General features: G+C 62.4%; 19 protein-coding genes. 6 read left to right on the top strand and 13 right to left on the bottom strand.

Annotated elements, in window-relative coordinates:
* Positions 1 to 37: 37 nt before the first annotated feature.
* The 5 genes from ASD12_RS04240 to ASD12_RS04220 form a co-directional block, all read right to left on the bottom strand.
* Entirely contained in the window at positions 38 to 1,219 is a 1,182-nt protein-coding gene (locus ASD12_RS04240) for a hypothetical protein (RefSeq protein WP_056582226.1), read from the bottom strand.
* 298 nt (positions 1,220 to 1,517) lie between these two features.
* Positions 1,518 to 3,323: an ABC transporter ATP-binding protein gene (locus tag ASD12_RS04235; protein ID WP_082525245.1), complete on the bottom strand. Its 1,806-nt coding sequence runs from the start codon at positions 3,321 to 3,323 to the stop codon at positions 1,518 to 1,520.
* Positions 3,324 to 3,526: 203 nt separating this feature from the next.
* The gene (locus ASD12_RS04230; protein ID WP_056582223.1) at positions 3,527 to 3,781 is read right to left on the bottom strand and encodes a hypothetical protein; all 255 of its coding nucleotides are present in this window, start codon (positions 3,779 to 3,781) and stop codon (positions 3,527 to 3,529) included.
* A gap of 38 nt (positions 3,782 to 3,819) precedes the next feature.
* Positions 3,820 to 5,496, bottom strand: coding sequence for an NAD+ synthase (locus tag ASD12_RS04225; RefSeq protein ID WP_056582221.1), 1,677 nt, complete (start codon positions 5,494 to 5,496; stop codon positions 3,820 to 3,822).
* A 124-nt stretch (positions 5,497 to 5,620) separates the two neighbouring features.
* Positions 5,621 to 6,337, bottom strand: coding sequence for a DNA-3-methyladenine glycosylase I (locus tag ASD12_RS04220; RefSeq protein WP_056582219.1), 717 nt, complete (start codon positions 6,335 to 6,337; stop codon positions 5,621 to 5,623).
* A gap of 93 nt (positions 6,338 to 6,430) precedes the next feature.
* On the opposite strand from ASD12_RS04220, the gene ASD12_RS04215 reads away from it, so the two are divergent.
* Both ASD12_RS04215 and ASD12_RS04210 read left to right on the top strand, forming a co-directional pair.
* Entirely contained in the window at positions 6,431 to 6,994 is a 564-nt protein-coding gene (locus ASD12_RS04215; protein ID WP_056582399.1) for a DUF1003 domain-containing protein, read from the top strand.
* Complete coding sequence (locus tag ASD12_RS04210; protein ID WP_056582217.1) at positions 6,991 to 7,578, top strand: DedA family protein; 588 nt, start codon at positions 6,991 to 6,993, stop codon at positions 7,576 to 7,578. Before ASD12_RS04215 ends, ASD12_RS04210 begins: the two co-directional genes overlap by 4 nt.
* A 39-nt stretch (positions 7,579 to 7,617) precedes the next feature.
* Here ASD12_RS04210 and ASD12_RS04205 read toward each other — a convergent pair whose 3' ends face one another.
* From ASD12_RS04205 to ASD12_RS04195, 3 genes are all read right to left on the bottom strand, one after another.
* Positions 7,618 to 8,205, bottom strand: coding sequence for a hemerythrin domain-containing protein (locus ASD12_RS04205; RefSeq protein WP_056582215.1), 588 nt, complete (start codon positions 8,203 to 8,205; stop codon positions 7,618 to 7,620).
* A 40-nt stretch (positions 8,206 to 8,245) separates the two neighbouring features.
* Complete coding sequence (locus tag ASD12_RS04200) at positions 8,246 to 8,605, bottom strand: diacylglycerol kinase (RefSeq protein ID WP_024503562.1); 360 nt, start codon at positions 8,603 to 8,605, stop codon at positions 8,246 to 8,248.
* Positions 8,606 to 8,686: 81 nt separating this feature from the next.
* Positions 8,687 to 9,103 (bottom strand): GFA family protein, encoded by a 417-nt coding sequence (locus ASD12_RS04195; protein ID WP_056582214.1) that lies wholly within the window; start codon positions 9,101 to 9,103, stop codon positions 8,687 to 8,689.
* A 401-nt stretch (positions 9,104 to 9,504) separates the two neighbouring features.
* Between ASD12_RS04195 and ASD12_RS04190 the strand changes: the two genes are divergently transcribed.
* The 3 genes from ASD12_RS04190 (at position 9,505) to ASD12_RS04180 (ending at position 11,776) form a co-directional block, all read left to right on the top strand.
* Positions 9,505 to 10,575, top strand: coding sequence for a diguanylate cyclase (locus tag ASD12_RS04190; RefSeq protein ID WP_056582212.1), 1,071 nt, complete (start codon positions 9,505 to 9,507; stop codon positions 10,573 to 10,575).
* A 99-nt stretch (positions 10,576 to 10,674) separates the two neighbouring features.
* Positions 10,675 to 11,049, top strand: a complete 375-nt coding sequence (locus tag ASD12_RS04185; protein WP_056582210.1) for an MbcA/ParS/Xre antitoxin family protein — start codon at positions 10,675 to 10,677, stop codon at positions 11,047 to 11,049.
* Complete coding sequence (locus ASD12_RS04180) at positions 11,009 to 11,776, top strand: RES family NAD+ phosphorylase (protein ID WP_056582208.1); 768 nt, start codon at positions 11,009 to 11,011, stop codon at positions 11,774 to 11,776. The genes ASD12_RS04185 and ASD12_RS04180 overlap by 41 nt, the downstream gene beginning before the upstream one ends.
* A gap of 70 nt (positions 11,777 to 11,846) precedes the next feature.
* Here ASD12_RS04180 and ASD12_RS04175 read toward each other — a convergent pair whose 3' ends face one another.
* From ASD12_RS04175 to ASD12_RS04165, 3 genes are all read right to left on the bottom strand, one after another.
* Positions 11,847 to 13,220, bottom strand: a complete 1,374-nt coding sequence (locus ASD12_RS04175; protein ID WP_056582206.1) for a 3-deoxy-7-phosphoheptulonate synthase class II — start codon at positions 13,218 to 13,220, stop codon at positions 11,847 to 11,849.
* A 134-nt stretch (positions 13,221 to 13,354) separates the two neighbouring features.
* Positions 13,355 to 16,852 (bottom strand): transcription-repair coupling factor, encoded by a 3,498-nt coding sequence (mfd, locus tag ASD12_RS04170; protein ID WP_056582205.1) that lies wholly within the window; start codon positions 16,850 to 16,852, stop codon positions 13,355 to 13,357.
* 13 nt (positions 16,853 to 16,865) lie between these two features.
* Entirely contained in the window at positions 16,866 to 17,153 is a 288-nt protein-coding gene (locus ASD12_RS04165; protein ID WP_056582203.1) for a succinate dehydrogenase assembly factor 2, read from the bottom strand.
* 92 nt (positions 17,154 to 17,245) lie between these two features.
* On the opposite strand from ASD12_RS04165, the gene recG reads away from it, so the two are divergent.
* The gene (gene recG, locus ASD12_RS04160; RefSeq protein ID WP_056582197.1) at positions 17,246 to 19,354 is read left to right on the top strand and encodes an ATP-dependent DNA helicase RecG; all 2,109 of its coding nucleotides are present in this window, start codon (positions 17,246 to 17,248) and stop codon (positions 19,352 to 19,354) included.
* Here the strand turns inward: recG and ASD12_RS04155 are convergent.
* Entirely contained in the window at positions 19,306 to 20,061 is a 756-nt protein-coding gene (locus ASD12_RS04155; protein WP_056582195.1) for a DUF502 domain-containing protein, read from the bottom strand. The two genes, recG and ASD12_RS04155, sit on opposite strands and share 49 nt — an antisense overlap.
* 92 nt (positions 20,062 to 20,153) lie before the next feature.
* Positions 20,154 to 21,977 carry a glutamine--fructose-6-phosphate transaminase (isomerizing) gene (gene glmS / locus ASD12_RS04150; RefSeq protein WP_056582193.1) on the bottom strand — a complete coding sequence of 608 codons (1,824 nt, stop codon included), beginning with the start codon at positions 21,975 to 21,977 and terminating at the stop codon, positions 20,154 to 20,156.
* Between the last annotated feature and the right edge of the window lies 1 nt (position 21,978).

Raw genomic sequence — 21,978 nt, 5'->3', positions numbered from 1 at the left:
GGCGACTGGAATGAAAAGGCCAGGTCGTTGAAGGCGATCAGCGGCCGAAGTCATCGGAACTGAGGCGGGTCCAGCGGTCACCCACCACCCCACCGATAAAGATGTCACCGGAGCGGACCGCTTCCGTCACCTCGGCGTTTCGCGAGCGGACCATCGTCCCCCCGGCATAGCGGAAGAAGAGATTCCTGTAGCCGAAGAGTTGAGGCATGAATCTGCTCTGCGTCTGCCCTGTGATGCCCACGCAGCCCATATCCCATGCAGCCGCGATCAGGCCATCCAGCGTCGTGCGCCAGTGAGGTCCGGATGACTGGATTTGCAACAGGCTCGCGATGTCGCCGGCTTGGCCATAGAAGGCATAACAACCGAGCATTTTGCCAGTTTCGTCGTAAGTTCCGCCGAAACGAAGTGGGCCGTCGGCCCGCTTCTCGGCTGCCAGCGCGAGCAGCCGTGGCAGTTCGCCATCCTTCCAGCTCGGCCGAAGAGAGTAATCGGACAGCAGGGTCGGCAGCCGCTCGGCAAATTGCGCGGCAGTGATCGGCTCACTGTGGACCCGTTGCGACGATGAAGCCTGGACGGGGAGCTCGAACCTCCTTTTCGCAAGAACATCGAATGCTCTCGCGCAGGGATCGAGCGCCAAGCGAGGCAGGCCGGGCCACTTACGGTGCAGTGTGGCGGCGGCCATCGCGGCTGGTCGGAAAATACAGGTCCATCCCAGACAATGCACCGGCAGGAGCTGATACTTCATCGGGCGCGCGAAGGCCAAAGATGTCCGGTTGGCCGAATCGGTCAGCTGCAGATCGAATTCGCCTTGGTGCAAGGCACGCAGCAATTGCGGTCCGGCCGAGCCGTCATCGGTGCCGGGGTCGGCCATGAGCGGACCGATGATCGCCGCGTTCAATTCCGCTCCGTTGAGCTCGTAGTGGGCTTTCAGGACGCCGAGAAATCCACCCAGACGACCCTGCCGGTTGATCTGGACAAGAGCGTTGCTCACGCCGGACTGGCTGGCGGGGTCAAGATAAATCTCTCTCATATACTCGGCCGTCTCCGCGATCGCGCGATCGAGGAGATGACGCCGCCGCCGGCGAAACTTCGTCAGGAAGAGTGCGGCGACGCTCTCGAGATCTTCGGCCGCGAGCGGCCGAACCGAGCCGTGCTGAGAATCCAGCACCGACGGCGCGGCCACCTTTCCCGGACCGGCATTTGCGGAAACAAGATGCATCGTGAGATCGCCCCTGGGTTGCTTATATCAAATATATATCAACCAAAGGTAGAAACAACGTATCTCGATTGGTATGATGAACAGGCATCTCAAAAACTCAGGATCTGGAAAAGGACCTCACAGGCGGATTGGCTCGGCCGGCATACGTTGAGCGACAGGGACTTCGGACGTCCCAGGTCCGCCGATGTGCTCGCAACAGGTTCGGCTCCGCCCTGCGATCGCGTGGCCTGCGCCACCCCGCCCGGCTGATGGCGCCTGATAGAGGTGGCCTCCGGCCGAAGCCGGAGGCCACCTCAGCTCAGCTCACCAGACCCTTGGTCAGTTCCAGCGCCTGACGCTCGAACAGGTGACGGTAGATGCCGCCCTTCAGCCGGATGAGTTCGTCATGCGAGCCTTCCTCGACGATCTTGCCGCGATCGAAGACCAGCAGCCTGTCGAGCGCCCGCACCGTTGAAAGCCGGTGCGCGATGACCAGCGTCGTGCGGCCGACCATCAGCCGCTCCATCGCCTGCTGGATCAACACCTCCGACTCCGAATCAAGGCTCGATGTCGCCTCGTCGAGGATCAGGATGCGCGCATCGGCAAGGAACGCGCGCGCGATCGCCACCCGCTGCCGTTCGCCGCCCGACAGTTTCACGCCGCGTTCGCCGACCAGCGTGCCGTAGCCTTTCGGCAGGTTGGTGATGAAGTCGTGCGCGCTCGCCAGCTTCGCGGCATGCTCGATCTCCTCCTGCGTCGCACCCGGCCTGCTATAGGCGATATTCTCAGCCAGCGACCGGTGGAACAGGATCGGTTCCTGCTGGACGATGGCGATCTGCCCGCGCAGCGACGCTTGCGCCACCTGCGAGATGTCCTGGCCGTCGACCAGGATCTTTCCCGCGTTCACGTCATAGAGCCGCTGGATGAGCTTGACGAAGGTTGTCTTGCCCGAACCCGAATGGCCGACGAGCCCGACACGTTCACCCGGCGCGATATCGACCGAAAAGTCGCGATAGAGCGCCGACCGGTGATTGCCGTAGTGAAAGGTGACGTTGTCGAAGCTGATCCGCCCTTCAGTGATCCGGGTCGGCTTGGCGCTGGGCCGGTCCTCGATGCCGAGCGGTTCGGACTGGTAATCGACCAGTTCCTCCATGTCGTTGATCGAGCGCTGCAGATTGCGGATATGCGTGCCGATATCCCTGAGATAGCCCTGCAGCACGAAGAACGAGGTCAACACGAAGGCGACGTCGCCGGCGCTCGCCTGCCCCCAGGACCACAGCATCAGCGCCAGGCCGATCACCGCCGCGCGCATGACCAGCAGCAGCGCCCCTTGCGTGGTGCCGTTGATGGTGCCGCGCACCCAGGTGCGCCGCGTACGCGCACGCCATTTGGCAACGACCCTGGCGAGGCGGGACTCTTCGCGCTCCTCGGCGCCGAAGCCCTTGACCACGGCGTTGCAGCTGACCGCATCGGCCAGCGAGCCGCCGAGGCGTGTGTCCCAGGTATTGGCGAGCCTTGCCGCCGGGGCGACATAGCCAAGCGACAACATCGCCGTCACAATGATGAACAGCACCGAACCGGCGGCAACGACGGCGCCCATTAGCGGCCAGAACCAGCCGAGCAACATCGTCGAGCCGACCAGCATGACGACGGACGGCAGCAGCGCGATGAGGATCGTGTCGTTGAGCAGATCGAGCGCCCACATGCCGCGCGTCACCTTGCGCACGGTCGAGCCGGCAAAGCTGTTGGCGTGCCAGTCGGTGGAAAAGCGCTGCACACGGTGGAAGGCATCGGCGGCGATGTCGGCCATCATCTTCAGCGTCAGTTCGACGATCCCCATGAAGGCCAGGTTGCGCAGTACGACGCCTGTAAGAGCCAGGGCGATCAACATCGAAAACGCCGTCATCGCGGCATTCCAGGCAATCGCGTCCGCCCCGGCGCTGCTGGCGACGGCGTCGACCAACCGGCCGGAATAGAGCGGCGTCAAAACGTCGGCCAGCGTCGACAGCAGGAAGCCGCCCATGATCAGCGAAAGCCGCCACGGCTGACGCCGCCAGTGGGTGAGCGTGAAGCCAAGAACGCTACGAAAGGCGCTCGCGCGCAAATCGATCTTGAAACGAGCCATGATGTCATTCGGGCGCAAACGAGCCCGATCCCAGTAAGGTCGAAAATTGAAGAAGCCGCGCAAGGGACTAATGAGCGCCCAGAAAGCGGAATGGCATATTTGGCGTCTCGCCGGTAATCGGGCGGCGACCGGCATCGGCGTAAGCCTGCGCTCGATCCGGCATCAGAGCGAAGGGTAGACCCTCGCGGAACGCCGGATAAGACCTAGGCTTCGCGGCCTCGCATTACCATTTGAAATACTGCCATTCGGACCTCCCGCAAATGAATCGCGGAGAAGTCCTTATAGAACGCGCCAATGCATCGCCAAGATCGGCTCACGCCAAAAGCGTCTCTGGTCCAACCACTGCGATTATTTTGCAACAATGGCGGTAAGCCATCGCCGCGTGCCGCTTCATCCGGGATCGCGATCGAACCGCATGTAGCGGCCATCAGGTCGAAGCTGATTTCACAGTCGGACATGGCTATCTCCGCCCGAGGCCGCCGCGCGCTTTCCGTGTCTAGCTGCGATCCCTGAAACGGTTGGTGATGGGATAGCGGCGGTCGCGGCCGAAGTTCTTTTTGGTGATCTTCACACCGGGCGCCGCCTGGCGGCGCTTGTATTCGGCGATGTAAAGCAGGTGCTCGATGCGTGTCACCGTCACCCGGTCATGGCCGCGCGCGACGATGTCGTCGACGCCCATCTCGTTCTCGACCAGGCATTCGAGGATGTCGTCGAGCACCGGATAGGGTGGCAGCGAATCCTGGTCGGTCTGGTTCTCGCGCAATTCCGCCGACGGCGCCTTGTCGATGATGTTCTTCGGGATCACCTCGCCGGAGGGGCCAAGTGCCCCCGGCGGCACGCGGCTGTTGCGCCAGCGCGACAGCGCGTAGACCTGCATCTTGTAGAGGTCCTTGATCGGATTGAAGCCGCCATTCATGTCGCCATAGAGCGTGGCATAGCCGACCGACATCTCGCTCTTGTTGCCTGTCGTGACGACCATCGAGCCGAATTTGTTGGAGATCGCCATCAGGATGGTGCCGCGCGCGCGGCTCTGCAAATTCTCCTCGGTAATGCCTTCCTTGGTGCCTTCGAACATCTGCGTCAGCGTGTGCAGAAAGCCTTCGACTGGTTCGAAGATCGGCACGATGTCGTAGCGGCAGCCGAGCGCACGGGCGCAGTCCTCGGCATCTTTCAGCGAGTCCTTCGAGGTGTAGCGGTAGGGCATCATCACCGCGCGCAGGCGTTCCTCGCCGAGCGCATCGACGGCAAGGGCCGCACAGATCGCCGAATCGATACCGCCCGAGAGACCAAGCACGACGTTCTTGAAGCCATTCTTGTTGACGTAGTCGCGCAGGCCCAGCATGCAGGCGCGATAGTCGGCCTCCTCCCGGTCCGGGATTTTCGACATCGGCCCTTCCGAGCAGACCCAGCCTTCGCCTTGTCTTTTCCAGGTGGTGACGTCGACTGCTTCCTCGAACTGGCTCATCTGGAAGGCCAGAGTCTTGTCAGAACCAATGGCAAACGAGGCGCCGTCAAAGATCAGTTCGTCCTGACCGCCAAGCTGGTTGGCATAGATCATCGGCAGCCCGCATTCGATGACCTGGCGAATGACGACCTGGTGGCGGACATCGATCTTGGCGCGATAATAGGGCGAGCCGTTCGGCACGAGCAGGATTTCCGCCCCGCTTTCGGCCAGCGTCTCGCAGATGTCGACATCGCCCCAGATGTCCTCACAGATCGGAATCCCGATGCGTACGCCGCGAAAATTGACCGGTCCCTGGATCTCCGGTCCGGCCTGGAAGACGCGCTTCTCGTCGAATTCGCCGTAGTTCGGCAGATCGAGCTTGTAGCGCTCGGCAATGATCTTGCCGCCATCGGCGAAGACGATCGAATTGTGCGTGCCGCTCTTTCGCTTCAGCGGCGTGCCTATGATGACGCCTGGCCCGCCATCGGCGGTATCCCTGGCGAAGTCTTCGGCCGCCTTTTCGCAGGCTTTCAGGAAGGCCGGCTTCAGCACCAGATCTTCCGGCGGATAGCCGGCGAGGAAAAGCTCGGTGTAGAGCACGAGATCGGCGCCCTGACGGGCGGCATCCGCCCTCGCCTCGCGGGCCTTGGCGAGATTGCCTGATATGTCGCCGACAGTCGGATTGAGCTGGGCAACGGCGATGCGCAGGATGTCGAGTTTCTTGGTCATGCCTGCTGACTTAGCGCGGCAAAATTCGCCGGGCAATGGCGTTCGTTTGGACCACTTCCGACCGATCGATTTCGATCGTGTCCGACCGATTGACGTACGTCATTCGTGCCTGGACTGCGGGCGATCAGTCGTCGCCCATATATTCGCGCAAGGCTTGCGGAGAATGGTTGTCACCGATCGACATTGCCAGGATGCGCGAGATATGGCGGCGCGGCAGGCCTGTCTGTGCCACCCACAAGTTGATCTGTGCCTGGATCTTGTCGAGATCCCTCTTGGATGTCGGGCTTTCGGCGATGTCGAGCCCGGCGTTGCGCAATGCTGCCGCCATATCACCCGAGATGACGAAGGCATCCCAGCCCAGCCAGCGCAGAAAATACTGGCCGGTGTTGCCGCCGAGCCGGCTGCCATGCTTGCCGAGATAGGCCATCAGCCCGACCTGATCATCAGCCGGCCAGTTGGCGAGGAATTCGCCGAAGCCGCCATGCTCCTTCGACACGCGCTCGACGAAGGCAGCATTGTCGCGAACGGATTTGATCTTCTGCGGATTGCGCACGATGCGCTGATCGGAAGCCAGATCGTGCCAGAAATCATCGGGCTGGAACAACAGCCGCTTCGGCTCGAAGCGCAGAAACGCCTCTTCAAAGCCCGGCCATTTCTGTTCGATGACGCGCCAGACGAAACCGGCGGCAAAGACGCGCTCGGCCATGACAGACAGGATGCGATTGTCCTCGATCTCAGCCACGGCGGCATTGTCAGGCGCTGGACCCAACAGTGACGTCAGTTCCTCCTCGCCACCCTTGCGTTTTGCGGCACGTGCACGGATTTTTGCGAAATCGGGCATTCTGCTTGCATCCCCACGTCGTGCTTTTGACGAACCGGCATCTTCCTATATGGAAACCAGGCTGCCAAGCCGATGCTTTGTATGGAGCCATCCATGAACAAGACCTTACCCGAACTGGCCAATCGCTGGCTGAGGCGAAACCCGGAGAATTTGAGCGAGCTTGAGAGGCGGGTGCTGCAGAGTACAGTCGACCGCAAGCCCATATCGCAGGACATCAACGACAATCTTGCCGGGCTTCAGGGCGCAGGCGACCGTATCGCCGATGCCATTGCGCGCGTCGGCGGTTCGTGGACGTTCATCCTGTCCTTCATCGCCTTCCTGATCCTCTGGATCGGCGCCAACTGGTGGCTGCTGGGGCGAGATTCGTTCGACCCCTACCCTTTCATCTTCCTCAACCTCGTCCTCTCGATGATCGCCGCCTTGCAGGCGCCGGTGATCATGATGTCGCAGAACCGCCAGGCGGCGCGCGACCGCATCGACGCCGCCCACGACTACGAAGTCAATTTGAAGGCCGAGATCGAGATCATGGCGCTGCACGAAAAGCTGGACGAGTTGCGCCACAGCCAGATCATCGGCATGCGCGACGAGATCGCGCAGATAGCCGAACAGCTGAGGCGGATCGACGAACGGCTCACCCCCCAGACCCAACCGTCATGACGCAGGCCATCCATCATTTCATCGAACAGTATGGACTGCTTGCCGTCTTCATCGGCTGCCTCGCGGAGGGTGAAAGTGCCGCCATCCTCGGTGGCTTCTTCGCGCACCAGCAGGTCTTCGTCTTGTGGCACGCCTTCCTCGCGGCTGGCCTCGGCGCCTTCGTCGGCGACACATTCTTCTTCATCCTTGGACGAAGCTTTGCCGACCATCGCTATGTCGTCAGATTGCGCAAGCGCCCCGGCTTTCGCCGCGCCTTTCGCCTGCTCAACACCCACCCCAACATTTTTGTCCTGTCGAACCGCTATGTCTATGGCATGCGCCTCGTCGGCGGCATCGCGGCCGGACTTTCCAATATCCCTGCGTCGCGCTTCGTCGTCCTCAACGCCATCTCATCAGCGATCTGGGCGGTACTGTTCGGCACGATCGGTTATGTCTTTGGACTGGGGGCCGAGCACTTCATCGGCCAGGCGTTGATGCGCCACGAGCGGCTGCTGGTCGGGCTTGGCATCGGCCTGACGGTGGCGATCCTTGCCTGGTTCGTCGCACGTCACATCGCCAAGAAGGAGCGCGCCAAAGAGAGCTGATCTGGGCTTTGAGATTCAGGGCAGGCCGTCAGGCACGTCCTAGTCGATGCCGAGCGCCACATCACCCCGATCGAGGATCAGCGGTATGATCAGGTCCTCCTCGTCGGCAAGATGCCGGGTCAGCATGGCGATCAGCCGGCTGTTTTCGTCGGCATAGGCGTCGGCGGCGAAGCGCTGTTTGTCCTCGCTCTCCTGAAGCGACTTGATGAAGGCATTGGCCGCTTCGGCATTGCGCTCCAGCCCTTCGTGGATGATGTGGTGGTCCGCATCGAGGATCTCGAAGCCCCGCTTCAGCCGCGTCTCGGCCTTGGCGAAGACCGGAAAATAGTGACGGTCCTCGACGCTGTGGTGACCGTCGAGATTACCGAGAAAATGATTGAGGCGTGGGGTAAACCAGCGTGCGAAGTCGGGCGCCGTCAGCCTGCCCTCGCGATAGTCGCCAATGCCCTTGGTCAGCATGCCGCCAAGTTCGCGGAACATGTCGTGCCGCTGCAGCCACATATTGGCGATGCCATGGATGTTGGCATGGTCCTGCCAGTTTTCACGCGGGTATTTGTCGATGAGCCAGCGCAGATCGTCTGGCAGGCCGCCTCGCTCAAGAAGCAGAAAGTTCGAGGCTTCAGACATAACGGTTTCCTTTAGATACCGCCATATAGGAGCCGGGATGCTAGATCGGTAGTCCCGTGATCCGCTCGATGATGGCTATGCCCCAGACGCCGGCGACGATGAGCACCGAAATCAGCACCGCCAGCGAACCGCAGTCCTTGGCCAGCTGGATGTCGACATTGAACTCGCGGCTGAAAGCGTCGCACGCCGCCTCGATGCCAGTGTTCAGCACTTCGACCATGATCAAGAGCAGCACCGCGCCGATCAGCAAGGCATAGCCGCGCCACGAGATCGAAACGAACCAGCCGAGCGGCAAGGCAAGCGCCAGCAGCATCAGCTCCTGCTGGAAAGCCTTCTCGCTCGCGGCCAGCTTGCGAAACGCCCGCACCGAATTGAAATAAGCGTCGATCAGCCGCTGCATGCCAAACCTCTTTCCGAATCACCGGCACGGGATAATGCAATGGCTGGCCAGATCAATGGAATAAGGCGACTTGTCCAAGATTCATTCCGCGACCGGTATGGAGGGCGTCGACTTTTCAAACTGCGGCAGCCCGTCGTCGATCGAATAATAGTCGCCCTTGTCACCGACAAAGATATGGCATTCTCCTTCGAGACTTGTTGGCCTGTCGAACGATCCCGCCATGACTGAAATGTAGTCCTGGGCTCGCGGCTTCCAGAACAGCACCGACCCGCATGTCTTGCAAAACCCGCGCCTGGCGAAGGCTGACGCTTCGAACCAGGTGATGCTCTCTGTCCCTTCGATCACGATATCGGCGTCGGCAACATTGGTCGCGGCATAGAAATGTCCACTCTGCTTGCGGCATTGCGAGCAATGACAATAAATGACACCGCGCAGCGCTCCGCGCGTCCTGAAGCGAACCGCTCCGCACAGACACGCTCCCGTGTGATTGTCGCTCATCTCGACCCCTCTTGAAGAAAAATTGCCCGGCGTTCAGGATTCCAACTTTGCGGCACCCACACGCAAGCAAATGCGACATGTATTGGCGCGGCAAATCCGAAATTCAGTTTCATTTTCAAGAGCGCAATGCGCGGATTTCGGATTCAAGGCGCCCAAACTGGCGTCGGCATGGATTGTTGTGCGCGGATTGAAGCTTCTACACCCGCAGGTAGAGAAAACGTGTCCGTTTCTTACAAATTAAGGAAACTTTAGCGCAGGCGCATGTATGGTCACGACAAGCGAAGGTCGTGGGTGGGGACGCATCCTTCGCAAATTGCTCTGAAGTGCCTGTCGCATTCCCCAGGTCGGCGACACAGGGAACCCGCGAATTCCGCGGCGGAATCCGAGGGGAAGAATCAAAAATGCAGCCGGCACCTGTCCCGACCGAACGAAGCACCGACATCGCAGCCACTGCTGTTGCCACGATGCGCCAGCTGGGCGTGCTTGGCCTGCCGCGCAACTACGAGATTTTCTACGAAGCCCTGAGCGGAACCAATCGCGAACTCAGCCTCGCCGTCGTTTCGCTGAGCAGCCGGCCGACACAAGATGAACTGGATCGGATCGGACGCACTTTCTTTGCCCACAACCATGGTCCCGGCATCGTCGAGCATGCCAGAGACGTCATTGCCAGGGAGCTCGAGGAAGTCGCTTCGCTGTTGAGGAGCGAGCGCAGCCACATCGAGAAATACGGCAGGATCCTCGATGAGACATCGAGCGGCCTCGGCGGCCGCAGCCTTCTCTCCCAGGATCTTTTGCAGAAGATCGCCAACGCCATGGCGATTGCCACCAATTCGACGATCGACCACGGCCGGCAGGTGGCCTCCACGCTCAGCGACAAGACGGCCGAACTCGAGACCGTCAAGTCGAAGCTCGAGGAGTACAAGCGGCTGGCCGACACCGATCCCTTGACCCACATCTGGAATCGCCGCGCCTTCGACAAGGAAATCACCAGGATCTACAACAGCAATAGGGGTATCCTGTTCAACGCCTTGATCCTTGCCGACATCGATCGCTTCAAGGACATCAACGACCGCTACGGCCACCCGGTCGGCGACAAGATCATCCAGATCATCGCCGACATCTTCCAGACCAGCATTCGTGGCGAAATGTTCGTCGCCCGCACCGGCGGCGAGGAATTCGCGCTGATCATCGAGGGTGCCAGCGAGGACGCCACCTATGAGATCGCCGAGCGCATTCGCGCCCTGATCGAGCAGACGCCGTTCACCAGCAGCCAGACCGGCACGAATTACGGCACCGTCACCGTCTCGATGGGTATCTGCATGGCATCCGAGGCGGAGGGGCCCGAAGATCTCTATACCAAGGCCGACCGGGCGCTCTATCGCTCGAAGGTCAGCGGCCGCAACCGCGTCACCAAGCACTCGACGATGGCTGGCCGGGCCGGCAAGAGCTGGCTGCTCTACAAGAAGGACTGAGCTTTCCCGCCGGTCGCTTCTCCGGATTGTTTTGCATCCGCCCCTTTCCATATGAATTTTTGTGGCCTATATTTTCCACAGAAATAGGAAGGCATCGCGATGCAACTTCAAACCGCCGCCAAGCCAGCCGAGAATGCAGTCCTGACCAAGGCAACGCTGCGCGCGGCCGATCTGCTGGACATCACCGCCAGGATGCTGGCTTCGGTGATCGGTGTTTCGGAGGCCACGGTTTCGCGCATGCGCAAGCAGGAATTCCTGCTTGAGCGTGGCACCAAGCCGTTCGAGCTCGCCGTGTTGTTCGTCAGGCTGTTCCGCTCGCTCGACGCCATTGTCGGCGGCGACGCGGCTGTCGCCCGGGCATGGCTGAAGAACGCCAACACCGCTTTCGATGCCGCTCCGCTTGAAAAAATCCTCACCATCACCGGGCTTGTCGATGTCATCGCCTATCTGGACTCCCGACGCGCTCTCGTCTGAAGCCTTCGGCATCGACGGCAAATACTGGCGCATGGTGGAGGCGCAGCACCATGTCTCGACGCTGAAAATCGTCGACACGCTCGACGAGCAGGCGGTGCTGGAAGACCTGATCGAGGAAACCAAGCCGCAGATTCCCCTCGAATGCCGCCATCTCCACTATCTCCTGGCGACGCCCTTCCGCTACGGCTCGGTCTATCCGCACGGTTCGCGTTTCCGCCGCGCCGGCAGGACCAAGGGCGTCTACTATGCGGCCGAAACCATGATGACGGCGGTGGCCGAAATGGCCTTTTACCGGCTGCTGTTCTTTGCCGAATCGTCGAAAACACCCTGGCCGAGCGAAGCCGCCGAATACACCGTCTTTGCCGCCGCGATCAAATGCGCCAAGGCGATCGATCTCACCCGACCGCCGCTCGATCGCGACGCCGCGGCATGGACGCATCCGACCGACTATGCTGCTTGCCAGGCCATTGCCGATACCGCCCGCGAGGCCGGGCTGGAGGCGATCCGCTACCGCTCGGCGCGTGACCCCAAAGGCGCCAACATGGCGCTGCTGACCTGCCGTGGCTTTGCCAAGGCCAAGCCGATCGAGCCGCGGACCTGGCGCATCCGGCTCGGCGCGTTCGGCGTGCAGGCGATTTGCGAATTTCCGGAAAAACGGATCGAATTTTCCAGAACCGCCTTTGCCGATCCCCGTCTCGCTGGCCTGCGCTGGGAACGCGGGCACTGAACCAGCCAAAAGAAAGGCGCCGGATTTCTCCAGCGCCATTTTCAGTCAGCCGTTCAGGCCGAAATTAGGTTTAACCGTTGACGGCTTGCTTGTGTTGCACCGGGTGGCTCTTCTTCAAGAGATCCGACACCAGGAACGCCAGTTCGATCGCCTGGTCGGCATTGAGGCGGGGATCGCAATGGGTGTGGTAGCGATCCTGCAACTCCTCGGCGGTGATGGCGCGCGCGCCACCGGTGCATTCGGTGACGTTCTTGCCGGTCATCTCGACATGGATGCCGCCCGGATGCGTGCCTTCGGCGCGGTGCACCTCGAAGAAGGTCTGCACCTCCTTCAGGATGCGATCAAACGGCCGCGTCTTGTAGCCGGCGGCCTCGATCGTGTTGCCGTGCATCGGGTCCGACGACCACACGACACTGCGGCCTTCCTTTTGCACAGCGCGCACCAGCTTCGGCAGGTGATCGGCGACCTTGTCGGAGCCGAAGCGCGCGATCAGCGTCAGCCGGCCGGGCTCGTTTTCGGGGTTGAGCAGGTCGATCAATTCCAGCAAGCCGTCCGGCGTCAGCGACGGGCCGCATTTCAAGCCGAGCGGGTTCTTGATGCCGCGACAATATTCGACATGCGCATGGTCGGGCTGGCGGGTTCGATCACCGATCCAGATCATGTGGCCTGAGGTGGCGTACCAGTCGCCGGAGGTCGAATCGACGCGGGTCAGCGCCTCCTCGTAACCGAGCAGCAGCGCCTCGTGGCTGGTGTAGAAATCGGTCTCGCGCAACGCGTAGTTGGTCTCCGAGGTGATGCCGACGGCCTTCATGAAGCCCATCGTCTCGGTGATGCGGTTGGCGAGCGACTCATATTTTTCGCCCTGCGGGCTGTCGGACACGAAGCCGAGCATCCAGCGGTGCACATTTTCAAGGCTGGCATAGCCGCCTTGCGCGAAGGCGCGCAGAAGGTTGAGCGTCGCCGCGGACTGGCGGTACGCCATCTCCTGGCGGGCAGGATCTGGAATGCGCGACTTGGCGTCGAACTCGATGCCGTTGATGATGTCGCCGCGATAGCTGGGCAGCGTCACCCCGCCCTTGGTCTCGTTGTCGGACGAGCGCGGCTTGGCGAACTGGCCGGCAACGCGGCCGACCTTCACCACCGGCTGCGCGCCGGCGAAGGTGAGCACCACCGACATCTGCAGGAAGACGCGGAAGAAGTCGCGGATGTTGTCCGCGCCATGCTCGGCAAAGCTTTCGGCGCAATCGCCGCCCTGGAGAAGGAATGCGTCACCGGCAGCGACAGCCGCGAGCTGCTTCTTCAGCTTGCGCGCCTCACCTGCAAAAACAAGCGGCGGAAAGGTTGCGAGCTGAGCTTCCGTGTTCTTCAGCGCGGCAAGGTCCGGATAGGCAGGAACCTGCTTGATCGGCATTGCTCTCCACGAATTCGGCGACCATTTCGTCATCGCTGCACCCAACGCTCTTTCCAGCGGCCTATACTCCGCCATTCCCGCCCCGTATGGGGATCGCGGCTCCATACACGAAGCCGATTTCCTATTCTAGACGGGAATTCAAGCGCTGGCGAATTCGCCGACTGCGCTTATGCCGCCTTCTCCACCAGCCGCGCCAGCTGGGTCATGACGATCGCGGAGCCCGCCAGCCGCTTCTCGGCCGTCGGCCAGTCGCGCACGAACACGACGCTGTGGTCCGGCCGGATTTTGGCCAGCGAGCCCTGGTCGCCGATGAACCGGACCAGCCCGACCGGATTGGAGAATTCGCGCTTGCGGAAGTGGATGACGACGCCCTTCGGCCCGGCGTCGAGCTTCTCGACATTGGCCTTGCGGCAGAGCGCCTTGATGAAGACAATCTTCAACAGATGCTTGACCTCCTCCGGCAGCGGGCCGAAGCGGTCGATCAGCTCGGCGCCGAAAGCATCGATTTCCTCGGTGTTTTCGAGATCGCCTAGACGGCGATAAAGCGCCAGCCTGAGCTGCAGGTCCGGCACATAGCCCTCCGGGATCATCACCGCCGTGCCGACGGCGATCTGCGGCGACCAGCCGCCATCCTGCACTTCGCCGGAATCCTTCACCTCGGCGACAGCCTCTTCCAGCATCTGCTGGTAGAGTTCGAAACCGACCTCCTTGATGTGGCCGGACTGCTCTTCGCCGAGAAGATTGCCGGCGCCTCTGATATCGAGGTCGTGGCTGGCCAGCTGGAAGCCGGCGCCCAGCGTGTCGAGCGACTGCAGCACCTTCAGCCGGCGCTCGGCGGTGTCGGTGAGCTTGCGGTTCGCCGGCAGCGTGAACAGCGCATAGGCGCGCACCTTCGAGCGGCCAACGCGGCCGCGCAACTGGTAGAGCTGTGACAGGCCGAACATGTCGGCGCGATGGATGATCAGCGTGTTGGCGGTCGGGATATCGAGGCCGGATTCGACGATGGTCGTTGACAGCAGCACATCGTACTGGCCGTCGTAGAAGGCATTCATGATGTCGTCGAGTTCGCCCGGCGGCATCTGGCCATGGGCCACCGCCACCTTCAGCTCAGGTACGGATTCTCTCAGGAAATCATGGATTTCCGCCAGATCGCTGATGCGAGGAACGACGTAGAAGGAATGCCCGCCACGATAGCGTTCTCGCAGCAGAGTCTCGCGGATGACCAAGGGATCGAAGGGCGATATGAAGGTACGCACCGCCATGCGGTCTACCGGCGGCGTGGCGATCAGCGACAGTTCGCGCACGCCGGTCAACGCCAGTTGCAGTGTACGCGGGATCGGCGTCGCCGACAGCGTCAGTACGTGCACATCGGTTTTCAGGTCCTTCAGCCGCTCCTTGTGCTTGACGCCAAAATGCTGCTCCTCGTCGATGATCAGCAGGCCGAGGTTCTTGAACGAGATCGCGGAACCGAGCAGCGCATGGGTGCCAATGACGATGTCGACTTGGCCCTCGGCGATGCCCTTCTTGGTTTCCGCCAACTCCTTGGCGCCGACCAGCCTCGAGGCCTGGGCAACGCGGATGGGAAGGCCCGAGAAACGCTGCGAAAAGGTCTTGAAATGCTGGCGCGACAACAGCGTCGTCGGCACCACAACCGCTACCTGAAAGCCTTCCATCGCCGCGATGAAGGCCGCACGAAGCGCCACTTCGGTCTTGCCGAAGCCGACATCGCCGCAGATCAGCCGGTCCATCGGCTTGCCGGCGGCAAGATCGTCCCGGACCGAGTCGATCGCGGTCTGCTGGTCGTCGGTCTCTTCATACGGGAAGCGGGCGGCGAACTCGCCATAGAGACCTTCGGCCGGCACCAGTGGCGGTGCGGAGCGCATCTGCCGCTCGGCGGCGATGCGGATCAGCTGCCCGGCCATGTCGAGCAGGCGTTTCTTCAGCCGCGCCTTGCGCGATTGCCAGGCGCCGCCGCCAAGCTTGTCCAGCGTCGCCTCGGCTGTGTCGGAACCATAGCGCGACAGCAGCTCGATGTTCTCGACCGGCAGGAACAGCCGGTCGTCACCGGCATAGTGGATTTCCAGGCAATCATGCGGCGCGCCGACCGCTTCGATGGTCCGCAGGCCGATGAAACGGCCAATGCCGTGGTCGGCGTGGACGACAATGTCGCCGGCCGATAGTGCCGAGGCCTCGGCAATGAAATCCGAGGGACGCTTCTTGCGCTTCGAGCGTCGGATCAGACGGTCGCCGAGAATGTCCTGTTCGGCAACGACGACCAGTTTTTCGGTCTCGAAGCCGGATTCCAGCGGCAGCACGGCCAAGGCCGCCTGCCCCGGTTCGAGCTTTTCGGCCTCCGCCAGCGTTGCAACCTGCTTGAGGTTGCCGAGATGGTGTTCGGCAAGGATCTGGCCAAGCCGGTCGAGCGAGCCTTCCGTCCAGCCGGCAATGACAATGCGGCGGCGCGCCGCGCGCTCGTCGGCGATGTGCCTGACGACGATATCGAAGACATTGACGTTCGGATCGGCGCGCTCCTCGACGAAGCTGCGGCCATGGCGCGAACCGGCGTGGTAGACCTTTTTCGAGCCGGCGTCGGGCGCGTCGAAAGGCGTGAAATCGATCGCTTCGCGCGGTCCAAGCGAAGCGATCAGGTTTTCCGGCGAGAGATAGAGCAGGTCCGGCGGCACCGGCTTGTAGGGCACCGCATCCTTCAGGGCGCCGTCGGCCTGCTTCCTGCGCGCCTCGTAGTGGTCGAGAATCAGCGTGTGGCGTTCGGCCAGCGCCTCATGCGCCAGATGATCGAAGACAACAGGCGTGTCGGGCAGATAGTCGAACACGGTCTCCAGCCGCTCGTAGAAAAACGGCAGCCAGTGTTCCATGCCGGCGAAGCGCCTGCCCTCACTGACCGCTGCATAGAGCCCGTCATCGCGCTGCGGTGCGCCGAAGGCTTCGATATAGGAGCGGCGGAAACGGCTGATGGTTTCCGGCGTCAGCGCCACTTCACTCATCGCCTGCAGCGCCATCGACTTGCGTTGGCCGGTGGTGCGCTGGGTGGCGGCATCGAAGACACGAATCGATTCCAGCGTGTCGCCGAAGAAGTCGAGCCTGAGCGCCTCGGTCCAGCCGGGCGCGAACAGGTCGAGAATGCCGCCACGGACGGCAAACTCGCCGATACCGCGCACGGTTGGTACGCGCTCGAAACCGGACGTTTCCAGCCGCGACACCAGCGCATTCATGTCGATCTGGTTGCCTGGTTTGGCGCGGAACGTCTGTGCCTCGACCAGCTCTGCCGGCGGAATGCGCTGCAGCAGCGCATTGGCGGTGGTGAGGATGACGGCACGGTGCGGTTTCTTCGCCAGCGCGATCATGGCCGTCAGCGCATCGAGGCGCTTGGCGGCGGCATCCGAACCGGGCGAGACGCGGTCGTAGGGCAAGCAATCCCAGGCCGGCAATTCCAGCACCGGCAGGCCGGGCGCTGCGAAGGCCAGCGCCTCGATGATCGCCGGCAGCCGCTGGCCGTCGCGTGCGACGAACAGAACCGGCTTGTCGGGCGCGATTTCGAGTGCCGCCTGCACCAGCGCAAAGGCCTCGTAGCCGTCGGCGACGCCGTCGACGATGAACTGGCCGGCACGGCCTTTCGGCAGGCCGATGATGGGAATGAGGCTCATGAAATCAGGTCGCTCAAAATGTCATGGAATGGCGGAAAGCCAGGATCTTTTGCAGGACGGCACAATCTATATCCGCCGGGACCGGGCGTTCGCCGGTAACCATGGGCAGGAATTCGGTGTCGGGAATGTCGAGGAGCCTCTCATATTGGTCGATTTCCTCGCCGGTCAAGGCGCCGATCTCAGCGTCGGCGAAAGTGCCGAGGATAAGGTCCATCTCGCGCATGCCGCGATGCCAGGAGCGAAACAGAAGCTTGCGGCGGCGAGCGTCCAGCCCCTCGCTTGATCTCGTCGTTCCGGTCATTGTGCCGCATCCTCACTTGCTGCGGCGCATATAGCGTGGATAGAAGGTGCTGTCAGCCTTGCGCTGTAGCCGTCGCGACATAAGCTGACATCATGCGTCCTTCCATCCTCGATCCGCTGTTTGTTCCGATCACCTCGCTTGCCGGCGTCGGACCGAAGGTCGGCGCCCTGATCGAAAAGGTTGTCCCGGCCGATCTGGGTGATCGCGTCGCCCGCGCGGGCGACCTTCTGTTCGTCCTGCCGCACACCGTCATCGACCGCCGCAGCCGGCCGGGTATCGCAGGGTCCGCGGAAGGCCAGATCGTCACGCTCGACGTGCGCATCGACCGCCACCAGCCGCCGCCGCGCGGCAACAGGTCGGTGCCCTACAGGGTCTTCGCCCATGACGACACAGGCGAGATCGCGCTGACCTTCTTCCATGCTCACGCTTCCTATCTCGAAAAGGCGATGCCCGAGGGCGAGCATGTAGTGGTCTCCGGCCGCATGGAATGGTTCAACGGCCGCCCGAGCATGGTCCACCCCGACCATATCGCGCTCGCCAGCGAGGCGGAGAACCTGCCGTTGGTCGAACCGGTCTATCCGCTCACCGCAGGGCTCTCGGGCAAGGTGCTGCGCCGGGCGATCGGCCAGGCGCTCGCACGCGTGCCTGAATTTCCCGAATGGCAGGACAGCGCCTTCATGCGCCGGCACACTTTTGCGGCCTTTGGCGATGCGCTCGCCCGCATCCACAATCCGGCCGACCCGATCGACGTCTCCGTCGACGGCGCCGCGTGGCGACGGCTCGCCTATGACGAGTTACTGGCGGGCCAGGTCTCGCTGGCGCTGGTGCGGGCAAAAGTCCGCCGCCTGTCCGGGCGTCCCCTGGTCGGCGACGGCAGCATCGTTGAAAAATTGCGCGCCGCACTGCCCTATTCGCTGACATCAAGCCAGGAGTTCGCGCTGGCCGAAATCAACGCCGACCTCGCCGATCCCGAACGCATGCTGCGGCTTCTTCAGGGCGATGTCGGTTCCGGCAAGACGGTGGTGGCGCTGCTGGCCATGGCGCGCGCCGTCGAGGCCGGCGGCCAGGCCGCCTTGATGGCACCGACCGAGATTCTCGCACGCCAGCATCTGGCGACCATCGCGCCGCTTGCCGCCAAGGTCGGGCTGCGCATCGCTATCCTCACCGGCCGCGAAAAGGGCCGCGAGCGCACTGACACGCTGGCCGGTCTGGCGAGCGGCGAGATCGACATCGTCGTCGGCACCCACGCGCTGTTCCAGGACACGGTCACCTTCCACGACCTGGTCTTCGCCGTCATCGACGAGCAGCACCGCTTCGGCGTCCACCAGCGGCTTGCCATCACCGCCAAGGGCGACGCGCCCGACATGCTGGTGATGACCGCCACTCCCATCCCGCGCACGCTGGTGCTGACCGCCTTCGGCGACATGGATGTGTCGAAGCTGACGGAAAAGCCGGCCGGCCGCCAGCCGATCCGCACCGTCACGCTGCCCCTCGAGCGGCTGGACGAACTGGTCGGCCGCATGGTCGATGCCGTCGCCGGCGGCCAGAAGATCTACTGGATCTGTCCGCTGGTCGAGGAATCCGAAGAAATCAAGCTGATGTCGGCCGAGGACCGTTTTGCCTCGCTGAAACCACTGTTCGGCGACCGCATCGGCCTCGTCCATGGCCGCATGAAGGGCGCCGAGAAGGACGAAGCGATGCGCGCCTTCAAGCAGGGCGAGACACGCATCCTGATCGCCACCACGGTCATCGAGGTCGGTGTCGACGTGCCGGACGCGACCGTCATGGTCATCGAGCATGCCGAGCGCTTCGGCCTCGCCCAATTGCACCAGTTGCGCGGGCGGGTCGGGCGCGGTGACAGCAAGTCCTCCTGCGTGCTGCTCTACAAGGACCCGCTCGGCGAGACCGCGAAACGCCGGCTGTCGGTGATGCGCGAGACCGAGGACGGCTTCCTGATCGCCGAAGAGGATCTGAAGCTGCGTGGTGAAGGCGAATTGCTGGGCACCCGCCAGTCCGGCACGCCAGGTTTCCAGGTGGCGCGCATCGAGGCACATGCCGACCTTCTGGAGGCCGCCCGCGACGATGCCAGGCTGGTCCTGTCACGCGATCCGGAGCTGCAATCCGAGCGTGGCGAGGCGTTGCGTCTGCTGCTTTACTTGTTCGGGCGCGACGAAGCAGTGCGGCTCTTGCGCGCCGGCTGAGCCAGGGCGGCAACCGACGGATTGGCCAACATTCCCTCGATCGGCTCGCCGTTCACGACAACCATCTGCTTGACCTCGGGCGCCACCAGTCCGGCCGAGACGATCAGCTTGGCGCCGTCCTCGATCGTCATGTCGAGCGGCACGATGTCCGACTTCGGCACATACATCAGAAAGCCGGTCGTTGGATTCGGCGTGCACGGCATAAAGACGGCAATCAGCGGATCGCCTTCCTGATCGAGCTTCTGGTTGATCTCGGTTTCCTTCTCACTGGCGACAAACACCAGCGACCACACGCCCTTGCGCGGATATTCGACCAGCCCGACCTGGCGGAACATGTCGCCCTTGTTCGACAACACGGTCTCGAAAATCTGCTTCAGCGAGCCATAGATGCCGCGCACCAGCGGCATGCGGCCAAGCAGTCGCTCGCCGAAATTGACGATGGCGCGGCCGACGATGTTGGCCGTCAGGAAACCGATCAGCGTGATCAGGATGAGCGCCACGATCAGTCCGAACCCTGGGACCGGAAACGGCAGGTAGGTGTCCGGGCTGTAACGGGCTGGAATATAGGGTTTCACCCAGGAATCGACCCAGCCGATGAACGACCAGGCAATATAGGCGGTGATCGCCAGAGGCGCGCAGACGACGAAGCCTGTGAGGAAATAGTTCCTCAGCCGGGTCATGCCGGAGGTCTTGGGAGCATCGGACATGGTTCACCGAGGGCGCGGATTGCACCGCAACATAATGAACCAGAGGGCGCATTGGAACTGCGAAGTTTTTAAAGACGTCTGTTAAAAAGCGCCTACTCCACGGTCACCGATTTCGCCAGATTGCGCGGCTGGTCAACGTCGGTGCCCATGAACACAGCGGTGAAATAGGCGAGCATCTGGATCGGCAATGCGTAGATGATCGGCGAGATGATCTCCGGCACGTCGGGCAGCACGATCGTTTCCATCGTCTTCACGCTGGTCAGCGCCGCACCCTTACTGTCGGTGATCAGGATGATCTTGCCGCCGCGCGCCGCCACTTCCTGCATGTTCGACACGGTCTTTTCGAAAATGCGGTCGTGCGGCGCGATGACAATGACCGGCATGTTCTCGTCGATCAGTGCGATCGGGCCATGCTTCAGCTCGCCCGCGGCATAGCCCTCGGCGTGGATATAGGAGATTTCCTTGAGCTTCAACGCGCCTTCCATGGCCAGCGGGAAATTGGTGTCGCGGCCGAGATAGAGCACGTCCTTGTAGCGCGAGAGTTCGCGCGCGATCCGTTCGATCTGCTCTTCGAGCTTAAGGACCTGGTTGGCATAGCGCGGCGCTTCCGAAAGCGCGCGCACCAAGGCCTTCTCTTGTTCTTTCGAGATCGTACCCCGCGCCACGCCAGCCCGCACGGCTAGCGAAGCCAGGACGGACAGCTGGCAGGTGAACGCCTTGGTGGAGGCGACGCCGATTTCCGGCCCGGCCAGTGTCGGCAGCACCACGTCGGATTCGCGCGCCATGGTCGATTCGCGCACGTTGACGATCGCGCCGATCTTCATTCCCGCCTTGCGGCAGTAGCGCAGCGACGCCAGCGTGTCGGCCGTCTCGCCCGATTGCGAGATGAAGAAAGCAGCATCCTTCGCCGACAGCGGCATCTCGCGGTAGCGGAATTCGGAGGCGACATCGATGTCGACCGGCAGCCGCGCATAGCGCTCGAACCAGTATTTGCCGATCAGGCCGGCCAGATAGGCGGTGCCACAGGCCGAAATCGCCAGCCGGTCGATCTTGGCGAAATCGAAAGGCAGGTCGAGCGGCTTGGACACGCCGCCGACAAAATCCAGATAATTCGCCAGCGTGTGCGAGATCACCTCGGGCTGCTCATGGATTTCCTTTTCCATGAAATGGCGCCGGTTGCCCTTGTCGACCATGAAGCTGGTCGACAGCGACTGCTGGCGTTTGCGGTCGACCTTTTTGCCATCGATATCGAATATCTCAACACCGTTGCGGCGCACCACCGCCCAGTCGCCATCTTCCAGATAGGTGATCGAATTGGTGAACGGGGCGAGCGCGATGGCGTCGGAGCCCAGGAACATCTCGCCATCGCCATGGCCGACGGCCAAAGGCGGGCCATTGCGGGCGCCGACGATCAGGTCCTCGTCGCCCTTGAACATGATCGCCAGCGCGAAAGCGCCTTCCAGCCGCTTTAGCGCCTGGTGCGCGGCCTCCACCGGCTTCAACCCCCTGGCCAGTTCGCGCGCCACCAGATGCGCGACGACCTCGGTGTCGGTCTGCGACGAGAATGAATAGCCGTCGCGGATCAGCTCGTCGCGCAGTTCGGCGAAATTCTCGATGATGCCGTTGTGGACGATGGCGACGCCGTCGGAAAAATGCGGATGCGCATTGGTCTCGTTGGGCACGCCATGCGTCGCCCAGCGTGTGTGACCGATGCCGATCATGCCGTCGAGCGGCGCGCTTTTCAGCAAGCGTTCGAGGTTGACCAGCTTGCCTTCGGCGCGGCGGCGGCCAAGCTCACCATGATCGATGGTGGCAACACCGGCCGAGTCATAGCCGCGATATTCCAACCGCTTCAGCGCATCGACGATGAGCGGCGCAACCTGCGAGTGCCCGACGATTCCAACGATACCGCACATG

It is taken from the genome of Mesorhizobium sp. Root102 (genome assembly GCF_001425625.1).
Classification (GTDB): domain Bacteria; phylum Pseudomonadota; class Alphaproteobacteria; order Rhizobiales; family Rhizobiaceae; genus Mesorhizobium.
Note: the sequence above shows the minus strand (reverse complement) of the source record. Positions and strands in the feature narration are given on the sequence as shown.

Bases quoted from the DNA above. Each gene is read 5' to 3' on its own strand.
- ASD12_RS04240 (WP_056582226.1), bottom strand. From the start codon at position 1,219: ATGCATCTTGTTTCCGCAAATGCCGGTCCGGGAAAGGTGGCCGCGCCG.
- ASD12_RS04235 (WP_082525245.1), bottom strand. From the start codon at position 3,323: ATGGCTCGTTTCAAGATCGATTTGCGCGCGAGCGCCTTTCGTAGCGTT.
- ASD12_RS04230 (WP_056582223.1), bottom strand. From the start codon at position 3,781: ATGTCCGACTGTGAAATCAGCTTCGACCTGATGGCCGCTACATGCGGT.
- ASD12_RS04225 (WP_056582221.1), bottom strand. From the start codon at position 5,496: ATGACCAAGAAACTCGACATCCTGCGCATCGCCGTTGCCCAGCTCAAT.
- ASD12_RS04220 (WP_056582219.1), bottom strand. From the start codon at position 6,337: ATGCCCGATTTCGCAAAAATCCGTGCACGTGCCGCAAAACGCAAGGGT.
- ASD12_RS04215 (WP_056582399.1), top strand. From the start codon at position 6,431: ATGAACAAGACCTTACCCGAACTGGCCAATCGCTGGCTGAGGCGAAAC.
- ASD12_RS04210 (WP_056582217.1), top strand. From the start codon at position 6,991: ATGACGCAGGCCATCCATCATTTCATCGAACAGTATGGACTGCTTGCC.
- ASD12_RS04205 (WP_056582215.1), bottom strand. From the start codon at position 8,205: ATGTCTGAAGCCTCGAACTTTCTGCTTCTTGAGCGAGGCGGCCTGCCA.
- ASD12_RS04200 (WP_024503562.1), bottom strand. From the start codon at position 8,605: ATGCAGCGGCTGATCGACGCTTATTTCAATTCGGTGCGGGCGTTTCGC.
- ASD12_RS04195 (WP_056582214.1), bottom strand. From the start codon at position 9,103: ATGAGCGACAATCACACGGGAGCGTGTCTGTGCGGAGCGGTTCGCTTC.
- ASD12_RS04190 (WP_056582212.1), top strand. From the start codon at position 9,505: ATGCAGCCGGCACCTGTCCCGACCGAACGAAGCACCGACATCGCAGCC.
- ASD12_RS04185 (WP_056582210.1), top strand. From the start codon at position 10,675: ATGCAACTTCAAACCGCCGCCAAGCCAGCCGAGAATGCAGTCCTGACC.
- ASD12_RS04180 (WP_056582208.1), top strand. From the start codon at position 11,009: ATGTCATCGCCTATCTGGACTCCCGACGCGCTCTCGTCTGAAGCCTTC.
- ASD12_RS04175 (WP_056582206.1), bottom strand. From the start codon at position 13,220: ATGACGAAATGGTCGCCGAATTCGTGGAGAGCAATGCCGATCAAGCAG.
- mfd (WP_056582205.1), bottom strand. From the start codon at position 16,852: ATGAGCCTCATTCCCATCATCGGCCTGCCGAAAGGCCGTGCCGGCCAG.
- ASD12_RS04165 (WP_056582203.1), bottom strand. From the start codon at position 17,153: ATGACCGGAACGACGAGATCAAGCGAGGGGCTGGACGCTCGCCGCCGC.
- recG (WP_056582197.1), top strand. From the start codon at position 17,246: ATGCGTCCTTCCATCCTCGATCCGCTGTTTGTTCCGATCACCTCGCTT.
- ASD12_RS04155 (WP_056582195.1), bottom strand. From the start codon at position 20,061: ATGTCCGATGCTCCCAAGACCTCCGGCATGACCCGGCTGAGGAACTAT.
- glmS (WP_056582193.1), bottom strand. From the start codon at position 21,977: ATGTGCGGTATCGTTGGAATCGTCGGGCACTCGCAGGTTGCGCCGCTC.